Source organism: Streptomyces anthophorae (assembly GCF_049310305.1).
GTDB lineage: Bacteria > Actinomycetota > Actinomycetes > Streptomycetales > Streptomycetaceae > Streptomyces.
Window position 1 is genome coordinate 5,912,834 of record NZ_JBLWQQ010000001.1, and the last position, 17,307, is coordinate 5,930,140.

Annotated in this window: 13 protein-coding genes; 11 read left to right on the forward strand and 2 right to left on the reverse strand. The window is 70.5% G+C overall.

All coding sequences use genetic code 11. From position 1 onward, the window contains the following. Positions 1 to 27: 27 nt before the first annotated feature. Complete coding sequence (locus ACNYS0_RS26825; protein ID WP_422477005.1) at positions 28 to 1,074, reverse strand: hypothetical protein; 1,047 nt, start codon at positions 1,072 to 1,074, stop codon at positions 28 to 30. 115 nt (positions 1,075 to 1,189) lie between these two features. Here ACNYS0_RS26825 and ACNYS0_RS26830 point away from each other — a divergent pair, with 115 nt between their 5' ends. Together ACNYS0_RS26830 and ACNYS0_RS26835 are read left to right on the forward strand one after the other, a co-directional pair. Beyond that, entirely contained in the window at positions 1,190 to 3,814 is a 2,625-nt protein-coding gene (locus tag ACNYS0_RS26830) for a valine--tRNA ligase (protein ID WP_422477006.1), read from the forward strand. Positions 3,815 to 3,958: 144 nt separating this feature from the next. After that, complete coding sequence (locus ACNYS0_RS26835) at positions 3,959 to 5,155, forward strand: sensor histidine kinase (RefSeq protein ID WP_422477007.1); 1,197 nt, start codon at positions 3,959 to 3,961, stop codon at positions 5,153 to 5,155. 78 nt (positions 5,156 to 5,233) lie between these two features. On the opposite strand, the gene ACNYS0_RS26840 is transcribed toward ACNYS0_RS26835, so the two are convergent. Next, entirely contained in the window at positions 5,234 to 6,277 is a 1,044-nt protein-coding gene (locus tag ACNYS0_RS26840) for a rod shape-determining protein (RefSeq protein ID WP_422477008.1), read from the reverse strand. A gap of 133 nt (positions 6,278 to 6,410) precedes the next feature. On the opposite strand from ACNYS0_RS26840, the gene folC reads away from it, so the two are divergent. From folC to ACNYS0_RS26885, 9 genes are all read left to right on the forward strand, one after another. After that, on the forward strand, positions 6,411 to 7,949 hold the full coding sequence (folC, locus tag ACNYS0_RS26845; RefSeq protein ID WP_422477009.1) for a bifunctional tetrahydrofolate synthase/dihydrofolate synthase: 1,539 nt from the start codon (positions 6,411 to 6,413) through the stop codon (positions 7,947 to 7,949). A gap of 5 nt (positions 7,950 to 7,954) precedes the next feature. After that, positions 7,955 to 8,296, forward strand: a complete 342-nt coding sequence (locus ACNYS0_RS26850; protein ID WP_422407310.1) for a DUF4233 domain-containing protein — start codon at positions 7,955 to 7,957, stop codon at positions 8,294 to 8,296. An 85-nt stretch (positions 8,297 to 8,381) separates the two neighbouring features. Then, a complete protein-coding gene (gene ndk, locus ACNYS0_RS26855; protein WP_422477010.1) occupies positions 8,382 to 8,795 on the forward strand; it encodes a nucleoside-diphosphate kinase in 414 nt (137 codons plus the stop codon). A 390-nt stretch (positions 8,796 to 9,185) separates the two neighbouring features. Further along, on the forward strand, positions 9,186 to 10,205 hold the full coding sequence (locus tag ACNYS0_RS26860; RefSeq protein ID WP_266719674.1) for a rod shape-determining protein: 1,020 nt from the start codon (positions 9,186 to 9,188) through the stop codon (positions 10,203 to 10,205). 153 nt (positions 10,206 to 10,358) lie between these two features. Beyond that, positions 10,359 to 11,339, forward strand: coding sequence for a rod shape-determining protein MreC (gene mreC, locus ACNYS0_RS26865; protein ID WP_422477011.1), 981 nt, complete (start codon positions 10,359 to 10,361; stop codon positions 11,337 to 11,339). Between the two features lie 18 nt (positions 11,340 to 11,357). After that, positions 11,358 to 12,038 carry a rod shape-determining protein MreD gene (mreD, locus tag ACNYS0_RS26870; protein WP_422477012.1) on the forward strand — a complete coding sequence of 227 codons (681 nt, stop codon included), beginning with the start codon at positions 11,358 to 11,360 and terminating at the stop codon, positions 12,036 to 12,038. Positions 12,039 to 12,195: 157 nt separating this feature from the next. Further along, positions 12,196 to 14,388: a penicillin-binding protein 2 gene (gene mrdA / locus ACNYS0_RS26875; protein WP_422477013.1), complete on the forward strand. Its 2,193-nt coding sequence runs from the start codon at positions 12,196 to 12,198 to the stop codon at positions 14,386 to 14,388. 3 nt (positions 14,389 to 14,391) lie between these two features. Further along, complete coding sequence (rodA, locus tag ACNYS0_RS26880) at positions 14,392 to 15,588, forward strand: rod shape-determining protein RodA (protein ID WP_422407306.1); 1,197 nt, start codon at positions 14,392 to 14,394, stop codon at positions 15,586 to 15,588. A gap of 188 nt (positions 15,589 to 15,776) precedes the next feature. Then, positions 15,777 to 17,297, forward strand: coding sequence for a CYTH and CHAD domain-containing protein (locus ACNYS0_RS26885; protein WP_422477014.1), 1,521 nt, complete (start codon positions 15,777 to 15,779; stop codon positions 17,295 to 17,297). Positions 17,298 to 17,307 lie beyond the last annotated feature (10 nt).

Consider the following 17,307-nt stretch of genomic DNA (forward strand, 5'->3'; position numbering starts at 1 on the left):
CCTTCTCATGGGGTGCGGGTGCGAGCGTCAGGACTTGACGCGCACCTCGTTGCGCAGCTTCGCCGTCGTGTCGGCCGCCTCGCTCAGCGGCTGCTCCTTCTTCGAGATGATGGCGCCGCTGTCGGAGTACACGATGTACGTGACCGTGCTGTGGTCACCCCAGATGCACATCGGCATCTTGAAGCTCGACGGCACGCCCGCGGTGGACGAACTGCCGCCCGGCATCGCGTACTTGGCGTTCTGGCACTTCATGACGCCGTTCTTGAAGCCGGCCGGCTCGAACTTCTGGGGCGAGCCCTCGAAGGAGACCTTGGCGCCGCTCGCTCCGGCCGCCTCCTCCTTGGACTTCTTCTCCATCTCGGTGAACATCGAGTCGACGACCTTCTCCGGGTCCTCGATCGTGCCGTAGACGCCACCGAAGTTGATCGCCTTGACCGAGGTGCCGGAGCCCGCCTTGTAGCTGGCGTTCACGCTCTTGGGGTCGGTCACGCCCCACTTCTTGGCCTCCGCGAGGTCGCTGTCGCTGAAGGTGCCGCTGCTGGAGGTGTTCGAGCTGCTCTTCTGGTACTCGCCGAGGACCGTGGCCGGCGTCGTCAGCTTGTGCGCGCCGTCGTCCGCCACGGACGAGCCGCTGCCGCCGCCGCTGCCCCCGCCACCGAAGATGAAGTAGCCACCCACGCCGAGCGCCGCCACCACGGCGACCGCGCCGATCACGATGCCCAGCACCTTCTTGTTGCCGCCCCCGCCGGCCGGCGGCTGCTGCGGGTACTGGCCGTACGGAGCCTGCTGCGGCTGCCCGTAGGGACCCGGCTGCTGGGGCTGGCCGTAACCGCCGGGCGCCTGCGGCTGGCCGTACGGGGCGCCCGGGGGCTGCTGAGGAGGAACGCCCTGCGGCGCCTGCTGAGGCGGCTGCTGCGGGTAACCGTAGCCGGGCTGCGGCGCCTGCTGCGGCTGGCCGTACGGCCCCGGCTGCTGCGGCTGCCCGTAGGGGCCCGGCTGCTGGGGCTGCTGACCGTACGGTCCCGGCTGCTGGGGCTGCTGGTTCCCGTACGGGCCCGGCTGGTTGTGGCTCATTACTGGCGTTCCCTCCCGTTGCTTATGTGCTGCCGACATCCTGACGTACGTGGGTGCGATCCGTTCCACCGGATTCGGTTTCAGTACGAGCTTGTAACCCCTCTAAACTGGCCCCGTGACCGAGAACTCTCAGCAGCAGACGCCAGTGCCCACCTCCGAACTGCCGACCCAGTACGCGCCGGCCGAAGTGGAGGCGCCGCTGTACGAGCGCTGGGTAGAGCGCGGTTACTTCGATGCCGATCCCAAGAGCGAGAAGCCGCCGTACACGATCGTCATCCCGCCGCCGAACGTCACGGGCTCGCTGCACCTCGGCCACGCCTTCGAGCACACGCTGATCGACGCCCTCACCCGCCGCAAGCGCATGCAGGGCTACGAGACGCTGTGGCAGCCCGGCATGGACCACGCGGGCATCGCCACGCAGAACGTGGTGGAGCGCGAGCTCGCCAAGGAGGGCCTGTCCCGCCACGACCTGGGCCGTGAGGCGTTCGTCGAGCGGGTCTGGCAGTGGAAGGCCGAGTCCGGCGGCCAGATCGCGGGACAGATGCGCCGCCTGGGCAACGGCGTGGCCTGGAGCCGCGACCGCTTCACCATGGACGAGGGCCTGTCCCGCGCGGTCCAGACGGTCTTCAAGAAGATGTTCGACGACGACCTGATCTACCGCGCCGAGCGCATCAGCAACTGGTGCCCGCGCTGCCTGACGGCCATCTCGGACATCGAGGTGGACTACCAGGACGACGACGGCGAGCTCGTTTCCATGAAGTACGGCGAGGGCGAGGACACCATCGTCGTCGCGACCACCCGCGCCGAGACGATGCTGGGCGACACCGCGGTCGCCGTCCACCCGGACGACGAGCGGTACGCGCACCTGATCGGCAAGCAGATCAAGCTGCCGCTGACCGGCCGCACGATCCCCGTCGTCGCGGACACGCACGTCGACCCGGAGTTCGGCACCGGCGCCGTCAAGGTCACCCCCGCCCACGACCCGAACGACTTCGCGATCGGCCAGCGCCACGACCTCGAGGCGATCGAGGTCCTGGACGAGCGCGGCGTCATCACCGCCCACGGTCCCTTCGAGGGGCTCGACCGCTTCGAGGCGCGCTCCGCGATCGTCGCCGCGCTGCGCGCCGAGGGCCGGATCGTCGCCGAGAAGCGCCCGTACGTGCACTCGGTCGGGCACTGCTCGCGCTGCAAGACGACGCTGGAGCCGCGGCTCTCGCTCCAGTGGTGGGTCAAGGTCGAGACGCTCGCCAAGGCCGCCGGTGACGCGGTCCGCGACGGCCGCGTGAACATCCACCCCGCCGACCTGTCGCAGCGCTACTTCGACTGGGTCGACAACCTCAACGACTGGTGCATCTCGCGCCAGCTGTGGTGGGGCCACCGCATCCCCGTCTGGCACGGCCCGAACGGCGAGATCGTCTGCGTCGGCCCCGACGAGCAGCCGCCGAGCGGCGAGGGCTGGCACCAGGACACCGACGTCCTGGACACCTGGTTCTCCTCGGGCCTGTGGCCCTTCTCCACGCTGGGCTGGCCGGAGCAGACCGAGGACCTGGCCAAGTTCTATCCGAACTCGGCCCTGGTCACCGGCTACGACCTGATGTTCTTCTGGGTCGCCCGGATGATGATGTTCGGCCTGTACGCGATGGACGGCGAGGTCCCCTTCAAGACCATCGCGTTCCACGGCATGGTCCGCGACGAGCACGGCAAGAAGATGTCGAAGTCCTTCGGCAACGCGGTCAACCCGCTGGACTGGATGGACACCTACGGCTCCGACGCGCTGCGCTTCACGCTCGCCCGCGGCGCCAACCCGGGTATCGACGTCCCGATCGGCGAGGACTGGGTCCAGGCGTCCCGGAACTTCGCGAACAAGATCTGGAACGCGACGCGCTTCGCGCTCATGAACGGCGCGACCGTCGAGGGCCCGCTGCCGGAGCCGTCCGAGATGACGGCGACGGACCGCTGGATCCTCTCCCGCCTGAACAAGACGGTCGCCGAGGTCGACGCGTTCTACGACGACTACCAGTTCGCGAAGCTCTCCGACGCGCTCTTCCACTACGCGTGGGACGAGGTCTTCGACTGGTACGTCGAGCTGTCGAAGACGACGTTCATGGCGGGCGGCGAGCAGGCCAAGGTGTCCGGCCGGGTCCTCGGCGAGGTCCTGGACGTCATGCTGCGGCTGCTGCACCCGATCGTCCCGTTCGTCACCGAGACGCTCTGGACGACGCTCACGGGCGGCGAGTCGGTCGTCATCGCCGACTGGCCGAACGACAGCGGCTTCCGTGACGACGCCGCCGAGCAGGAGATCGCGACGCTCCAGCAGGTCGTCACCGAGGTCCGCCGCTTCAAGGGCGACCAGGGCCTCAAGGCGGGCCAGCGCGTCCCGGCCCGCCTGAGCCTGGACGGCACGGCGCTCGCCGCGCACGAGCCGGCGATCCGCCAGCTGCTCAAGCTCCAGCCGGAGGGCGAGGGCTTCACGGCCACCGCCACGCTGCCGGTCGCGGGCGCCGAGGTGGCGCTCGACCTGTCCGGCGCGATCGACGTCGCGGCCGAGCGCAAGCGCCTGGCCAAGGACCTCGCCGCCGCGGAGAAGGACAAGGCGGCCTCCGAGGGCAAGCTGGGCAACGAGGCGTTCCTCGCCAAGGCCCCGGACCAGGTGGTCGACAAGATCAAGGGCCGGCTCGCCAAGGCGGACGAGGACATCGCCCGGATCCAGGCGCAGTTGGACCGGCTGCCGCAGGCCTGACCGTACGCGTCCCAGGGCCCCCGGAACCGCAGGGTTCCGGGGGCCCTGTCGCGTTCCGGGCAGGCGGCACGAGATGCCCGGTCGTGCCCGGCCGGGGTATTAAAGGGACGTACCGGGCGCGCAGTCACGGAGGGACGGAGCTCCATGCACGACGAGGCCGACGGGCCGGCGACGAGCGGCGCGGCGACGACCGTCGCGGGCCGGCGCCTCGGCCGTCTCTGGTCGCGTCTGGAGCGCTGGCGCGGCACCCCGCACGCCGTCGACCTCGTCACGGCGGTCGGCTGCTTCGCCCTGATGGGCCTGGACATCCCCGGCCTCGCCCGGGCGGACAACGCACTCAACGGGACCTCCGCCACGCTCGTGCTGGCCCTCGGCGCCGCGACGCTGCTGCTGCGCAGGCGCGGGCCGTGGGGGCCCTGGCTGTCGTTCGCCGTCGGGATGGTCTTCCTGGGCTGGCTGCACGATGTGACGCTGATCCAGTTCGCCCTGTACTCCGTGGCCCGCTACCGGGGCCGCAATTCCGGCGTCCTCGCCTGCTGCCTCTACCTCGTCTGGGCCTGCGCCGCGTACGCGCTCTTCGAATGGCCCGCGCACCGGGGCGGCGAGAGCGTCAGCCAGTTCCTCGCGCTCGCCGTGCCCATCGGGGTGCTCGCCACCGGTGTCGGCATCGCCGCGCGCCGCATCGACCTCGTCCGCGCCCTGGAGGCCAAGGGGGCCGAGACCGCGCTGCTCCAGGCCGTGCAGCAGGAGCGCTCCGACGTCGCGGGCGACGTGCACGACTTCGTGGGCCGCGAGCTGACGATGCTGTCGGTGCGGGCGGAGGTGCTGTCGCGGCGGGCCCGCGGCGAGCGCTGGGAGTCGGACTTCGACGAGCTGTCCGAGACGGCGCGGCGGGCCCATCTGCTGCTCAACGAGATCGTGGTGCGCCGCGGCACCGGGGGCGGCACGCCGACCCCCGGCCTCGACGCGCTGCCCCGGCTCGCCGAGGAGAGCGCGGCGGCCGGCAACGAGGTCGCCGTCGACGTGGACGCCGCCGCCCGCGCCCAGTCCCCGCTGCGCCAGGCCGCGGTCTACCGCGTCGTCCAGGAGTGCCTCACGAACGCCGCGAAGCACGCCCCCGGCCAGCCGGTGTCCGTCACGGTGACGGTCGCGGCGAACCGCCTCCACGTCACGGTCGCCAACCCGCTGCCGACGGACGCCCCCACCCTGCCCCCGGTCTCGGCGGGCACCGGCACGGCCGGCATGGCGGAACGCGTCCTGTCCTTGGGCGGCACGTTCAGCGCGGGCCGCACGGACTCGGCCACGTACGAGGTCGAGGCAACCTTCCCGGCGAGGACGTAGACAGGTGCTTTCAGGGGCGCGGGGAACTGCGCAAAAGAACGCAACCACAGCAACACCGCACCCACCGGACAGACCCGGTTACGCCGCAAGCATCCGCTGCAACCCGTCGAAGTCGTCCACACACTTCCCGCACCCCAGCGCCACGCTGTCCAGCGGATCGTCCGCGACGAACACCGGGATGCCCGTGCCGGAGGCGATCCGCAGGTCGAGCCCCGGGAGCAGCGCGCCCCCGCCCGTCAGCACGATCCCGTGCTCCATCACGTCCCCCGACAGCTCCGGAGGACACTCCTCCAGCGTCGCCTTCACCGCGGCGATGACCGCCTCCACGGGCTCGTCGAGCGCGGCCCGCACCTCGCGCACCGTCAGCTCGACCGTCTTCGGGAGGCCCGCCACCTTCTCCCGCCCCCGCACCGTGAACGCCCGCAGCTCGAACGCCTCCTCGCCGGGCACCGGCCACGCCGAGCCGATCGCGACCTTGATGTCCTCGGCCGTGCGCTCGCCGATCAGCAGCCCGTGCTCCTTGCGCACGTAGTCCGTGATCGCCTCGTCGAACCGGTCGCCGCCGACCCGCAGCGACTGCGAAGTGACCACGCCGCCAAGCGAGATGACGGCGACCTCGCTCGTGCCGCCGCCGATGTCCACGACCATCGACCCGCGCGGGTCCGCGACCGGGAGCCCCGCCCCGATCGCCGCCGCCATCGGCTCCTCGATCAGGTGCACGGTCTTCGCCCCGGCCCGCTGCGCCGCGTGCTCGATCGCCCGCCGCTCCACGGGCGTGACCCCGCTGGGCACGCACACCACCATGCGGATACGGGGCCGGCGCCCCGGGACCGCCTTGCGCACGAAGTGCCGGATCATCGCCTCGGCCGCCTCGTAGTCGCTGATCACGCCGTCCCGCAGCGGCCGGATCGCGGTGATCGAGCCCGGCGTGCGCCCGATGGTCTCCTTCGCCTCGCTGCCCACGGCGAGCACGTCGCCGCGACCGCCCGGCCTGCCGCCCGATTTCCCGCCCGGCTTCCCGGCCGCCTTCACGGCGACGACCGAGGGTTCGTTCAGCACGATGCCCTGACCGCGTACGTAGAGAAGGGTGTTGGCGGTGCCGAGATCGATGCCTATGTCCATGATCAGCAAGTTTGCCGGGCCGTGGACCGTTCCGGAGGGACCAAGGTCCCGAAACGGACAGGCCGAAAGTCCCGAAACGGGACGACGGGTGGTGTCGGGCGCGCTGTCGGTGGACCTCCGTAGACTGGCATGCGTGAGTGACCTCCCCCCGCGCGACAGCAGCGACAACGGCCTTCCCGACAACCCCGACGACGCCGACCAGTTCGAAGAGATCGTCGGCGAAGAGACCACCCGCGACCCCGACCTCGCGGTGATCGAGGCGGGCAGCCGCACCCTGCGCGCCCAGTCGGCCCCGCCGCAGGGCGACGGGATCCCGGCCCGCCCGCAGGACCCCGAGGTGGAGAAGGCGCTGCGGGTGGTGGAGGCCGAGCTCGCCACCCGCTGGGGCGAGACGAAGCTGGAGCCGTCCGTCAGCCGCATCGCCGCGCTGATGGACGTGCTGGGCGAGCCGCAGAAGGCGTACCCCTCGATCCACATCACGGGCACGAACGGCAAGACGTCCACGGCCCGCATGATCGAGGCCCTGCTCACGGCCTTCGACCTGCGCACCGGCCGGTACACCTCGCCGCACGTCCAGTCGATCACCGAGCGGATCAGCCTGGACGGCGCCCCGATCGACCACGAGCGCTTCATCGAGACGTACGACGACATCAAGCCGTACGTCGAGATGGTCGACGCGCAGCAGGAGTACCGCCTCTCGTTCTTCGAGGTGCTGACCGGCATGGCCTACGCGGCCTTCGCCGACGCCCCGGTGGACGTCGCGGTCGTCGAGGTCGGCATGGGCGGCAGCTGGGACGCGACGAACGTGATCGACGGCTCGGTCGCCGTCATCACCCCCATCGACCTGGACCACACCGACCGGCTCGGTGAGACGCCCGGCGAGATCGCCGGCGAGAAGTCCGGGATCATCAAGCAGGACGCCTCCGTGATCATGGCGCAGCAGCCGGTGGACGCGGCGCAGGTGATCCTCAAGAAGGCCGTGGAGACGGACGCGACGGTGGCCCGCGAGGGCCTGGAGTTCGGCGTCGTCCGCCGCGAGGTCGCCGTCGGCGGCCAGTTGGTGACGCTGCGCGGGCTCGGCGGCGAGTACGAGGACATCTTCCTGCCGCTGCACGGCGCGCACCAGGCGCACAACGCGGCGGTGGCGCTCTCCGCCGTCGAGGCGTTCTTCGGCATCGGCTCGCAGCACGCGCGCCCGCTCGACATCGACACGATCCGCACCGCGTTCGCCTCGGCCACCTCGCCGGGCCGCCTGGAGGTCGTGCGCCGCTCGCCGACGGTCGTCCTCGACGCCGCGCACAACCCGGCGGGCGCCCGCGTCACCGCCGAGGCGATCGGCGAGGTCTTCGACTTCAGCCGCCTCATCGGTGTCGTCGGCGCCAGTGGCGACAAGAACGTACGGGGGCTCCTCGAGGCCTTCGAGCCGATCTTCGCGGAGATCGTCGTCACGCAGAATTCCAGCCACCGCGCGATGGACGCCGACGAGCTGGCGGGCATCGCGGTGGAGGTGTTCGGCGACGAGCGCGTCCAGGTCGAACCCCGCCTCGACGACGCCATCGAGGCCGCGATCACGCTCGCCGAGGAAGAGGGCGAGTACGCGGGCGGGGGAGTGCTCGTCACCGGTTCCGTGATCACGGTCGGCGAAGCCCGGCTGCTCCTCGGGAAGGGCTGACCGCCGTGCGTATTCTCTGTTCCTCGACGCTGCTCGCCGAGTTCTTCGTCATCGGCTTCGCCGGGCTCGTCGCCATGAAGGACCCCGATCTGTCGGCCACGCTCGTGTGGACGGTGAGCGGCATCGCGATGCTGCTCAGCGTGCTGCTGTGCGGCATGGTGACGCGGCCGGGCGGCGTGCAGCTCGGCTGGGCGCTCCAGATCGCCCTGATCATCAGCGGCTTCTTCGTGCCGGTCATGTTCTTCCTCGGCGCCTGCTTCGCGGGCCTGTGGTGGGCCTCGGTGCACTTCGGCCGCAAGGTCGACGAGGCGAAGGCCCGCTGGGCGGCGCAGGCCGAGCAGGCCTGAGCCGCCCGCCCGCCTGCCGGGGCGGTGGTCACGCCCTGTAACCTCGGGCGTCACCGCACACCTAGGCCTACAAGGAGTCCCGCGAATGACCCAGCGCACGCTCGTCCTGCTCAAGCCCGACGCCGTCCGCCGCGGCCTGATCGGCGAGATCATCGGCCGCATCGAGCGCAAGGCCGGCTGGACGATCAGCGCGCTCGAACTGCGCAGCCTGAGCCAGGAGACGCTGGAGGCGCACTACGGCGAGCACAAGGGCAAGCCGTTCTACGAGCCGCTGGTCGACTTCATGTCCTCCGGCCCGGTGGTCGCCCTGGTCGTCGAGGGCGAGCGCGTGATCGAGGGCGTGCGCCAGCTGGCGGGTCCCACGGACCCGATCGCCGCCGCCCCCGGTTCGATCCGCGGCGACTTCGGCAGCATTGTCCGGGAGAACCTGATCCACGCCTCCGACTCCGAGGAGTCCGCGGAGCGCGAGCTGAAGCTTTTCTTCCCCGATTTCTCGTAACGGGGCGAAGGGGTCGACTATCCGGGTCTTCTCGTATTCCGGACTTCGATCCACTCCCGTGAGACACCCGGTGTCCGCTCCATGAGACCGGCGAGTTCGTTTTCTGATGCAGCGTCAGTCACGGAGCGCCACTGACCAGGAGCGGCCCGAGAATTCGGGCCGCTCTTTTGCATATGCGGCCCGATTGGGGGAACGCACTCCTCCGTCGGGACGTCCCCATTAGCGGGGCGGGGACTCCCATGCTGACAATGGCGAAGACCCTCGCGCCGTGATCGTGCAGGCGAGACTACGATGGAGCCTCCACGCCACACTGCGTCCACCTCTCGCCTACCTGACAAGCCATCAAACGCTCCACTTGGGAAGGCCAGACGAATCCTGATGGGGAACTCAATGTCGTTCATCGGCCGTGACATGGCTGTCGACCTCGGGACCGCCAACACGCTGGTGTACGTCAGGGGTCGAGGGATCGTGCTCAATGAGCCGTCCGTGGTCGCGATCAACACCAACACCGGCGGCATCCTCGCGGTCGGCGCCGAAGCCAAGAAGATGATCGGGCGCACGCCGGGCAACATCGTGGCCGTCCGCCCGCTGAAGGACGGCGTGATCGCCGACTTCGAGATCACCGAGCGCATGCTCCGCTACTTCATCCTGAAGGTGCACAAGCGGCGCTACCTCGCCCGGCCTCGTGTCGTCGTCTGCGTGCCGTCCGGCATCACCGGTGTCGAGCGCCGCGCGGTCATCGAGGCCTCCTCGCAGGCCGGTGCCCGCCAGGTGCACATCATCGAGGAGCCCATGGCCGCGGCCATCGGTTCCGGGCTCCCGGTCCACGAGGCCACGGGCAACATGGTGGTCGACATCGGTGGCGGCACCACCGAGGTCGCGGTGATCTCGCTCGGCGGAATCGTCACGGCGCAGTCCATCCGCGTCGCGGGCGACGAGCTGGACAACGCGATCATCCAGCACATCAAGAAGGAGTACTCGCTCCTCCTCGGTGAGCGCACCGCCGAACAGATCAAGATCACGATCGGCTCCGCGTACGACCTCGACTCCGACGAACACACCGAGATCCGCGGCCGCGACCTGGTGTCGGGGCTGCCGAAGACCGTCGTCATCTCGGCGGCGGAAGTCCGCAAGGCGATCGAGGAACCGGTCAACGCGATCGTCGACGCCGTGAAGACCACCCTCGACAAGTGCCCGCCCGAACTGTCCGGTGACGTAATGGACCGCGGCATCGTTCTCACCGGTGGCGGCGCCCTGCTGCGCGGCCTCGACGAACGGCTGCGCCGCGAGACCGGCATGCCGATCCACATCGCCGAGGACCCGCTCGACAGTGTGGCGCTCGGTTCCGGCAAGTGCGTCGAGGAGTTCGAGGCGCTCCAGCAGGTTCTGGACGCCTCGCCGCGCAGATGATGTGAAGCGAAAACGTCCGCCGTACGAGTGCCTGCCACCTCGTGCGGCGGATCGTTGATATATAGGCAAGGCATAAGAAATCCTCCCCAGCATCGCTCGGCTCGGCCGAGCACCGCTCGACGTAATCGACAGAGGAAGGCACGGCCGCCGCACGTGAGGGACACACGAGAGAGCCGGCTGCTCCTGGTGCTGCTGATCGCCATCGCGTTCGCACTGATCACGGTGGACATCCGCGGCGGCGAGGACTCGCCTGTCGACGGTGCCCGGCACGCCGCCGCGACGGTCTTCGGCCCCGTGGAGAACGGGGTCTCGGGCGCGGTCGACCCGATCGGCAACGCCATAAGCGCGGTCCGCGACTCCGACAAGCGGCACAACCGCATCGGCGAACTGGAGCACGAGAACGCCGCGTTGAAGGCCAAGCTCGGCAGCGGCGACCGCAACCGCAGCAAGGTCCGCCAGCTCGACGCCATGCTGAAGACGGCGGGCGCGGGCCAGTACGGCATCAAGGGCGCCCAGGTCATCGCCATCGGCTCGGCACAGGGCTTCTCCTGGACCGTGACCATCGACGCCGGCGCGAACGACGGCCTCAAGCGCGACATGACGGTGCTCAACGGCGACGGCCTCGTCGGCCGTGTCACGACCGTCGGCCCGAACACCGCGACGGTGCTGCTCGCCAACGACCCGGACTTCACCGTCGGCACCCGCATGGAGAAGTCCGACGAGCTGGGCTTCGCGTCCGGGCAGGGCGACCGCCCGCTGCGCGTCCAGCTCCTCAACGGCAAGGCCAAGGTGAAGAAGGGCGAGCGGCTCGTCACCTTCGGCTCGCAGGCCGACAAGCCGTTCGTGCCGGGCGTGCCGGTCGGCCGCGTCGTCCGCGTCGACCCCTCCGGCGGCGACCTGACCCGCACCGTCTACGTGAAGCCGTACGTCGGCTTCACCAAGCTCGACATCGTCGGGGTCGTCGTGCAGGCGCCGCGCACCGACCCGCGGGACACGGTGCTGCCGAAGAAGCCCGCCAAGCCCAAGCCGACGCCCACCGTGACCGTGACGGCCACCCCGGGCGCGGACGCGGGCGGCAACGGCAACGGCAACGGCGAGAACGCCGCCGACAACAACGCAGACCAGCAGCAGTAGCAGGAGGAGCAAGGAATCATGCGCTTCAACCGGATGCTGCTCTCCACGGTCCTTGTCGTCGTGGCCCTCGTCCTCCAGGTCTGTGTCCTGGCCCGGCTGCAACTGCCCGGCGCCGTCCCCGACCTGATGCTCCTGACCGTCCTCGGCCTCGCCCTCGTGTACGGACACGTGGGCGGCGCCTTCGTCGGCTTCGGCGCAGGACTGCTCGCGGACCTCGCGCCGCCCGCCGACCACGCCGCGGGCCGCTACGCCCTGGTGCTCTGCGTCATCGGCTACCTGGCGGGCCTCGCCAAGCCCGAGAGCGGGCAGCTGCGTTCGGCGGCAGGACCCATGCTCGTGGTCGTCGGCGCCGCCGTCGGCACGACCCTGCTGTACGCGGGCGTGGGCGCGCTCGTCGGCGACACCGCCGCCCGCGACGTCGGCCTCGGCGGCCTCATCTTCACCGCGGCCCTCTACGACCTGCTGCTCGCGCCCTTCGTGGTGCCGGGCGTGATGTGGCTCGCCAGACGCGCCGAGAACGATCCGCTGGGCGACTCCTCCGGAGGCTCCGCCAAGGCCGCGGACGTCGCCTCCGGCTGGCTCTCCGGCGGCGGCACGGGCCTGAGCATCGGCGGCGGCCAGCGCGGCGGTCTGCGCATGAAGTCGGTCAAGGCGCGCGCCTCCCGCGCGGGCCGCATCAAGGGGGTCAAGCGCCTGTGAGCGCACGGCAGTTGACCGACGACACCGCAGGCACGCACAGCTTCGGCGTGTACACCTACTCGTACTCGTACACGTCCTCGTACTGAGAGGGGGAGCACGCCACCGTGACCGCCCGCCCGTCACCCACCACCGCCCTTTCAACGAATGGGCTGCGCCCATGACCAACATTCCCGAGACGGGCCGCACGCCTCGCGTCCAGATCCGCCTCATCATTCTCCAGATCCTCGTCCTCTCCCTCCTGCTCACCCTCGGCGGCCGGCTCTGGTACCTCCAGATCCGCAACGGCGACGAGTACGCCAAGGAGGCCTCGGGGAACCACGTCCAGCAGGTCGTCACGCCCGCCACCCGCGGCTCCATCCTCGACGCGCGCGGCATCCCGCTCGCCGACAACGAGACGCGGCTGGTCGTCTCCGCCTCCCGCACCGACCTGATGAAGATGGACGACGAGGGCAAGGCCGTCCTCACCAAGCTCGCCAAGGTCCTCGGGATGCAGCCCAAGACCATCCAGGAGAAGGTCCGGCTGTGCGACGCGAAGACGCCGCAGCCCTGCTGGAACGGCTCGCCGTACCAGCCCATCCCGATCACCGACGAGGCCACGCCCAAGCAGGCCCTTCAGATCCGCGAGCGCAGCGAGGACTTCCCCGGCATCACCGCGGAGCCCACCGCCGTGCGCCGCTACGCGGGACCCGGCGGCTCCAACACCGCGCAGGTCCTCGGCTACCTCTCCCCGGTCACCGACGCGGAGATCGAGAAGGCCAAGAACTCCGACTCGCCGTACCTGCGCTCCGACCAGGTCGGCCGCAGCGGCCTTGAGCGCACGTACGACAAGGACCTGCGCGGCAAGGCGGGCGTCACCCGCTACGAGGTCGACAACCTCGGCCGCGTCATCGGCCGCGCCGAGAGCGACAAGGCCGAGCCCGGGGCGAACGTCGTCACGTCGATAGACGCCCGCGTGCAGTCCGTCGCCGAGAAGGAGCTGGACGCGGCGATGAAGGCCGCCCGGCACGAGTTCGACAAGAACACCGGCGAGAACTACAAGGCCGACTCCGGCTCCGTCGTCGTGATGGAGGCCAAGACCGGCCGCGTCGTCGCCATGGCCTCCAACCCGACGTACGACCCGAACGCCTGGGTCGGCGGCATCTCCGGCAAGGACTACGACAAGCTCACCGGCAAGCAGTCCAACTACCCGCTGCTCAACCGGGCGATCCAGGGCCAGTCGGCGCCCGGCTCGATCTTCAAGGTCATCTCCAGCACCGCCGCGGTCAACGCCGGGTACCCGTTCAACGGCCGCTACCCGTGCACCAGCTCGTACTCGATCGGCAGCCAGGTCTTCAAGAACTTCGAGTCGGAGAACTTCGGCCCGATCAGCCTCGGCCGCGCCCTTGAGGTCTCCTGCGACACCGTCTTCTACGGCCTCGCCCACAAGGAGTGGCAGAAGCTCGGCGGCATCCACCCCAAGGGCGGCGTCAACACCGAGGACTCTTTCTACAAGACGGCCCACCAGTTCGGTCTCGGCAAGGAGACCGGCATCGACCTGCCCAACGAGGTCAACGGCCGGGTGCCCGACCGGAAGTGGAAGCAGCAGTACTGGAAGGCCAACAAGGACGCCTGGTGCAAGGGCGGCAAGAAGGACGGCTCGTACGTCGAGCGCCTCAACTGGGAGAACTGCCGCCAGGGCAATGTCATGCGCGCCGGTGACGAGGTCAACTACTCCATCGGCCAGGGCGACACGCTCGTCACCCCGATCCAGATGGCCCGGATCTACGGAGCCATCTCCAACGGCGGCACGCTCTACCAGCCCGCGGTCGGCAAGGCCGTGATCAGCCCCGACGGCAAGCAGGTCAGCGAGATCGCGCCGAAGTCGCAGGGCAAGCTGCCCATGACGAAGCAGACCCAGCGCCACATCGACCAGGCCCTCGCGGGCGTGGCGACGCGCGGCACCGCCGCCTGGCGCTTCGGCGGCTGGCCGCAGGACAAGATCCCGATGCACGCCAAGACCGGTACCGCCGAGGTCTACGGCAAGCAGACGACCTCGTGGTTCGCGACGTACACGAAGGACTACTCGGTCGTCATGACGATCGCCCAGGGTGGTACGGGTTCCGGAGCCTCGGGCCCCGCCGTCCGCAAGATCTACGACGCGCTCTACGGCGTCGACAACAAGGGCGGCATCAACAAGAAGAAGGCCCTGCTGCCCGAGCCGGAGAAGAGCCTGCCGAAGATCCAGAAGGACGGTTCGATCGACGCCCCGGAGATCAAGCCGTTCCAGCCGGGCAAGGACACGACGCCCGCCCAGCAGGAGCTGGCGGCGACGCTGCCCGTCTCCTCGTACGGAAACAGCAGGAGGGACTGACCGGTGACCGGCAACGGCTTCTCCGTCTCCGGCTACGGGCCGCAGCGCTCCACCATGACGCGGCTCATGGCCCGCGACTCGGTGCTGCGCAGGCTCGACTGGCCGATGCTGCTCTCGGCGATCGCGCTGTCGTTCATCGGCGCCGCGCTCGTCTACTCGGCGACCCGCAACAGGACCGAGCTCAACCAGGGCGATCCCTACTACTTCCTGTTCCGGCACCTGCTGAACACCGGCATCGGCGTCGCGCTGATGGCGGGCACGGTCTGGCTCGGCCACCGCACGCTGCGCACGGCCGTGCCGATCCTCTACGGCATCTCCGTCTTCCTGGTCCTCCTCGTGCTCACCCCGCTCGGCGCGACCGTGAACGGGGCGCACGCCTGGATCGTCATCGGCGGCGGCTTCTCGTTGCAGCCCTCGGAGTTCGTGAAGATCACGATCATCCTGGGCATGGCGATGATCCTGGCGACCCGCGTCGACGCGGGGGACCGGGAGCACCCCGACCACCGCACGGTGTTGCAGGCCCTCGGCCTCGCCGCGGTCCCGATGCTGATCGTCATGCTGATGCCGGACCTCGGGTCCGTCATGGTGATGGTGATGATCGTGCTCGGCGTGCTGCTCGCGTCGGGGGCCTCGAACCGGTGGGTGCTCGGGCTCATCGGCGTCGGTGCGGCGGGCGCGGTGGCGGTCTGGAAGCTGGGGGTCCTGGACGACTACCAGATCGCCCGGTTCGCGGCCTTCGCCAACCCGGCGCTCGACCCGGCGGGCGTCGGCTACAACACCAACCAGGCGCGCATCGCGATCGGTTCGGGCGGGCTCTCCGGCGCGGGCCTCTTCCACGGCTCGCAGACCACCGGGCAGTTCGTGCCCGAGCAGCAGACGGACTTCGTGTTCACGGTGGCCGGCGAGGAGCTCGGCTTCCTGGGCGCGGGGCTGATCCTGCTGCTGCTCGGCGTGGTGCTGTGGCGGGCGTGCAAGATCGCGCGCGGCACGAGCGAGCTGTACGGCACGATCGTGGCGGCGGGCATCATCGCCTGGTTCGCCTTCCAGGCCTTCGAGAACGTCGGCATGACCCTCGGCATCATGCCGGTGGCGGGCCTCCCGCTCCCGTTCGTCTCGTACGGCGGTTCATCGATGTTCGCGGTGTGGGTGGCGGTCGGCCTACTGCAATCGATCAAGGTGCAACGTCCGATGTCGGCGTGAGTCGCGCATAGCAAGCCCCGCCGGCGATTGAGGCGCGGGGCCCGGGGCGGAGCCCCGAGACCTTGGCGGCGCGGGTGCCGTCGGCGCTCCGATTCGGCTGATTGAGCCCCTGCGGCGATTGAGCAGCGGGGTCCGGGGCAGCGCCCCGAGACCTTGGCCCCGTCGCCGCAGACGCCTAAATTCAGGTTATGGCGGAGACGAAGCGCGAGATCGAGCGAAAGTACGACGCCCCGACCGGCCACTTCCGGCTGCCCGACCTGCTGAAGGTCCCCGGCGTATCGGCCGTCGTCGACAAGGGCGTCGTCGAACTCGACGCCGTCTACTACGACACCGAGGACCAGCGCCTCGCCACCGACAGGATCACCTTGCGCCACCGCACCGGCGGCGACGACGCGGGCTGGCACCTGAAACTGCCGGTCGCGCTGAGCGAGGGCGTCCGCGACGAGGTGCAGGCGCCGCCCTCCGCCACCCTGCCGCGCGCCCTCGCGGGCCTCGTACGCTCCCGGGTCCGCGGCGACGAGCTCATCCCCGTCGTCCGGCTCCGCTCGTCGCGGGACGTGTCCCACCTGACCGGCGCCGACGGCTCACTCCTCGCCGAGGTGTGCGTCGACGCCGTCCGCGCCGAGCGGGCCGACGGGGAGCGGACCACCGCCTGGACCGAGATCGAGGTCGAACTCGCGGACGGCGCCGACCCCGCCTTCCTCGGCAAGGTCGAAAAACGCCTCCGCAAGGCCGGCGTCGAGCGCTCCGGCTCCGCCTCCAAGCTGGCGCGCGCCCTGGAGGAGACCGGGGCCGCGCGGCCTACGGACCACGGGGCGTCCGACACGGGGGACACCGCGGGCGACCACGTCCTCGCCCATCTGCGCGCCCAGCGCGACGCCCTCGTCGAGCTCGACCCCGCCGTACGCCGCGACCTGCCCGACTCCGTGCACCAGATGCGCGTGGCCACCCGCCGCATCCGCAGCGCGTTCAAGACGTACAAGAAGGTGCTCGACCCGGCCGTCACCGAGCCCGTCGGCGAGGAGCTGAAGTGGCTCGCGGGCGAGCTGGGCATCGACCGGGACCGCGAGGTGCTCACCGAGCGGATCACCGGCCGGATGGACGCCCTGCCCCGCACCCTGCTGCTCGGCCCCGTCCGCGGCCGCCTGCGCATCTGGGCCGTCGCCCGCCGCCACGGCTCGCGCCGGCACACGGTCGCCGTGCTCGACGGCAAGCGCTACCTGGACCTGCTGCGGGCCCTCGACGCCCTGCTCGCCGAGCCGCCGCTGCGGGGCAAGCCGGCCGGCCGCCCCGCCGCCGAGGTCCTCGCCAAGGCCGCCCTCAAGGACCACGCCCGCCTCGCGACGCGCATCGAGCACGCCCTGTCGCTGCCCGCGGGCCACGACCGCGACCTCGCGATGCATGACGCCCGCAAGGCCGCCAAGCGCGCCCGGTACGCGGGGGAGACCGCGGTGCCCGTCCTCGGCAAGCAGGCCAAGCGGTTCGCCCGCGCCATGAAGGACGTGCAGTCGCTGCTCGGCGACCACCAGGACAGCGTGGTCGCCCGCGAGACCCTGCGCGACCTCGCGATCCAGGCGCACGCGGCGGGGGAGACCGCCTTCACCTGGGGCCTCCTGTACGGCCAGGAGCAGGCGGCCGCGGCCGACCGGGAGCGGGAGCTGCCGGGGGTCTGGGAGCGGGCGGCGGAACCGGAGCTTTCGGCGGGTTAGGCTGGATGGT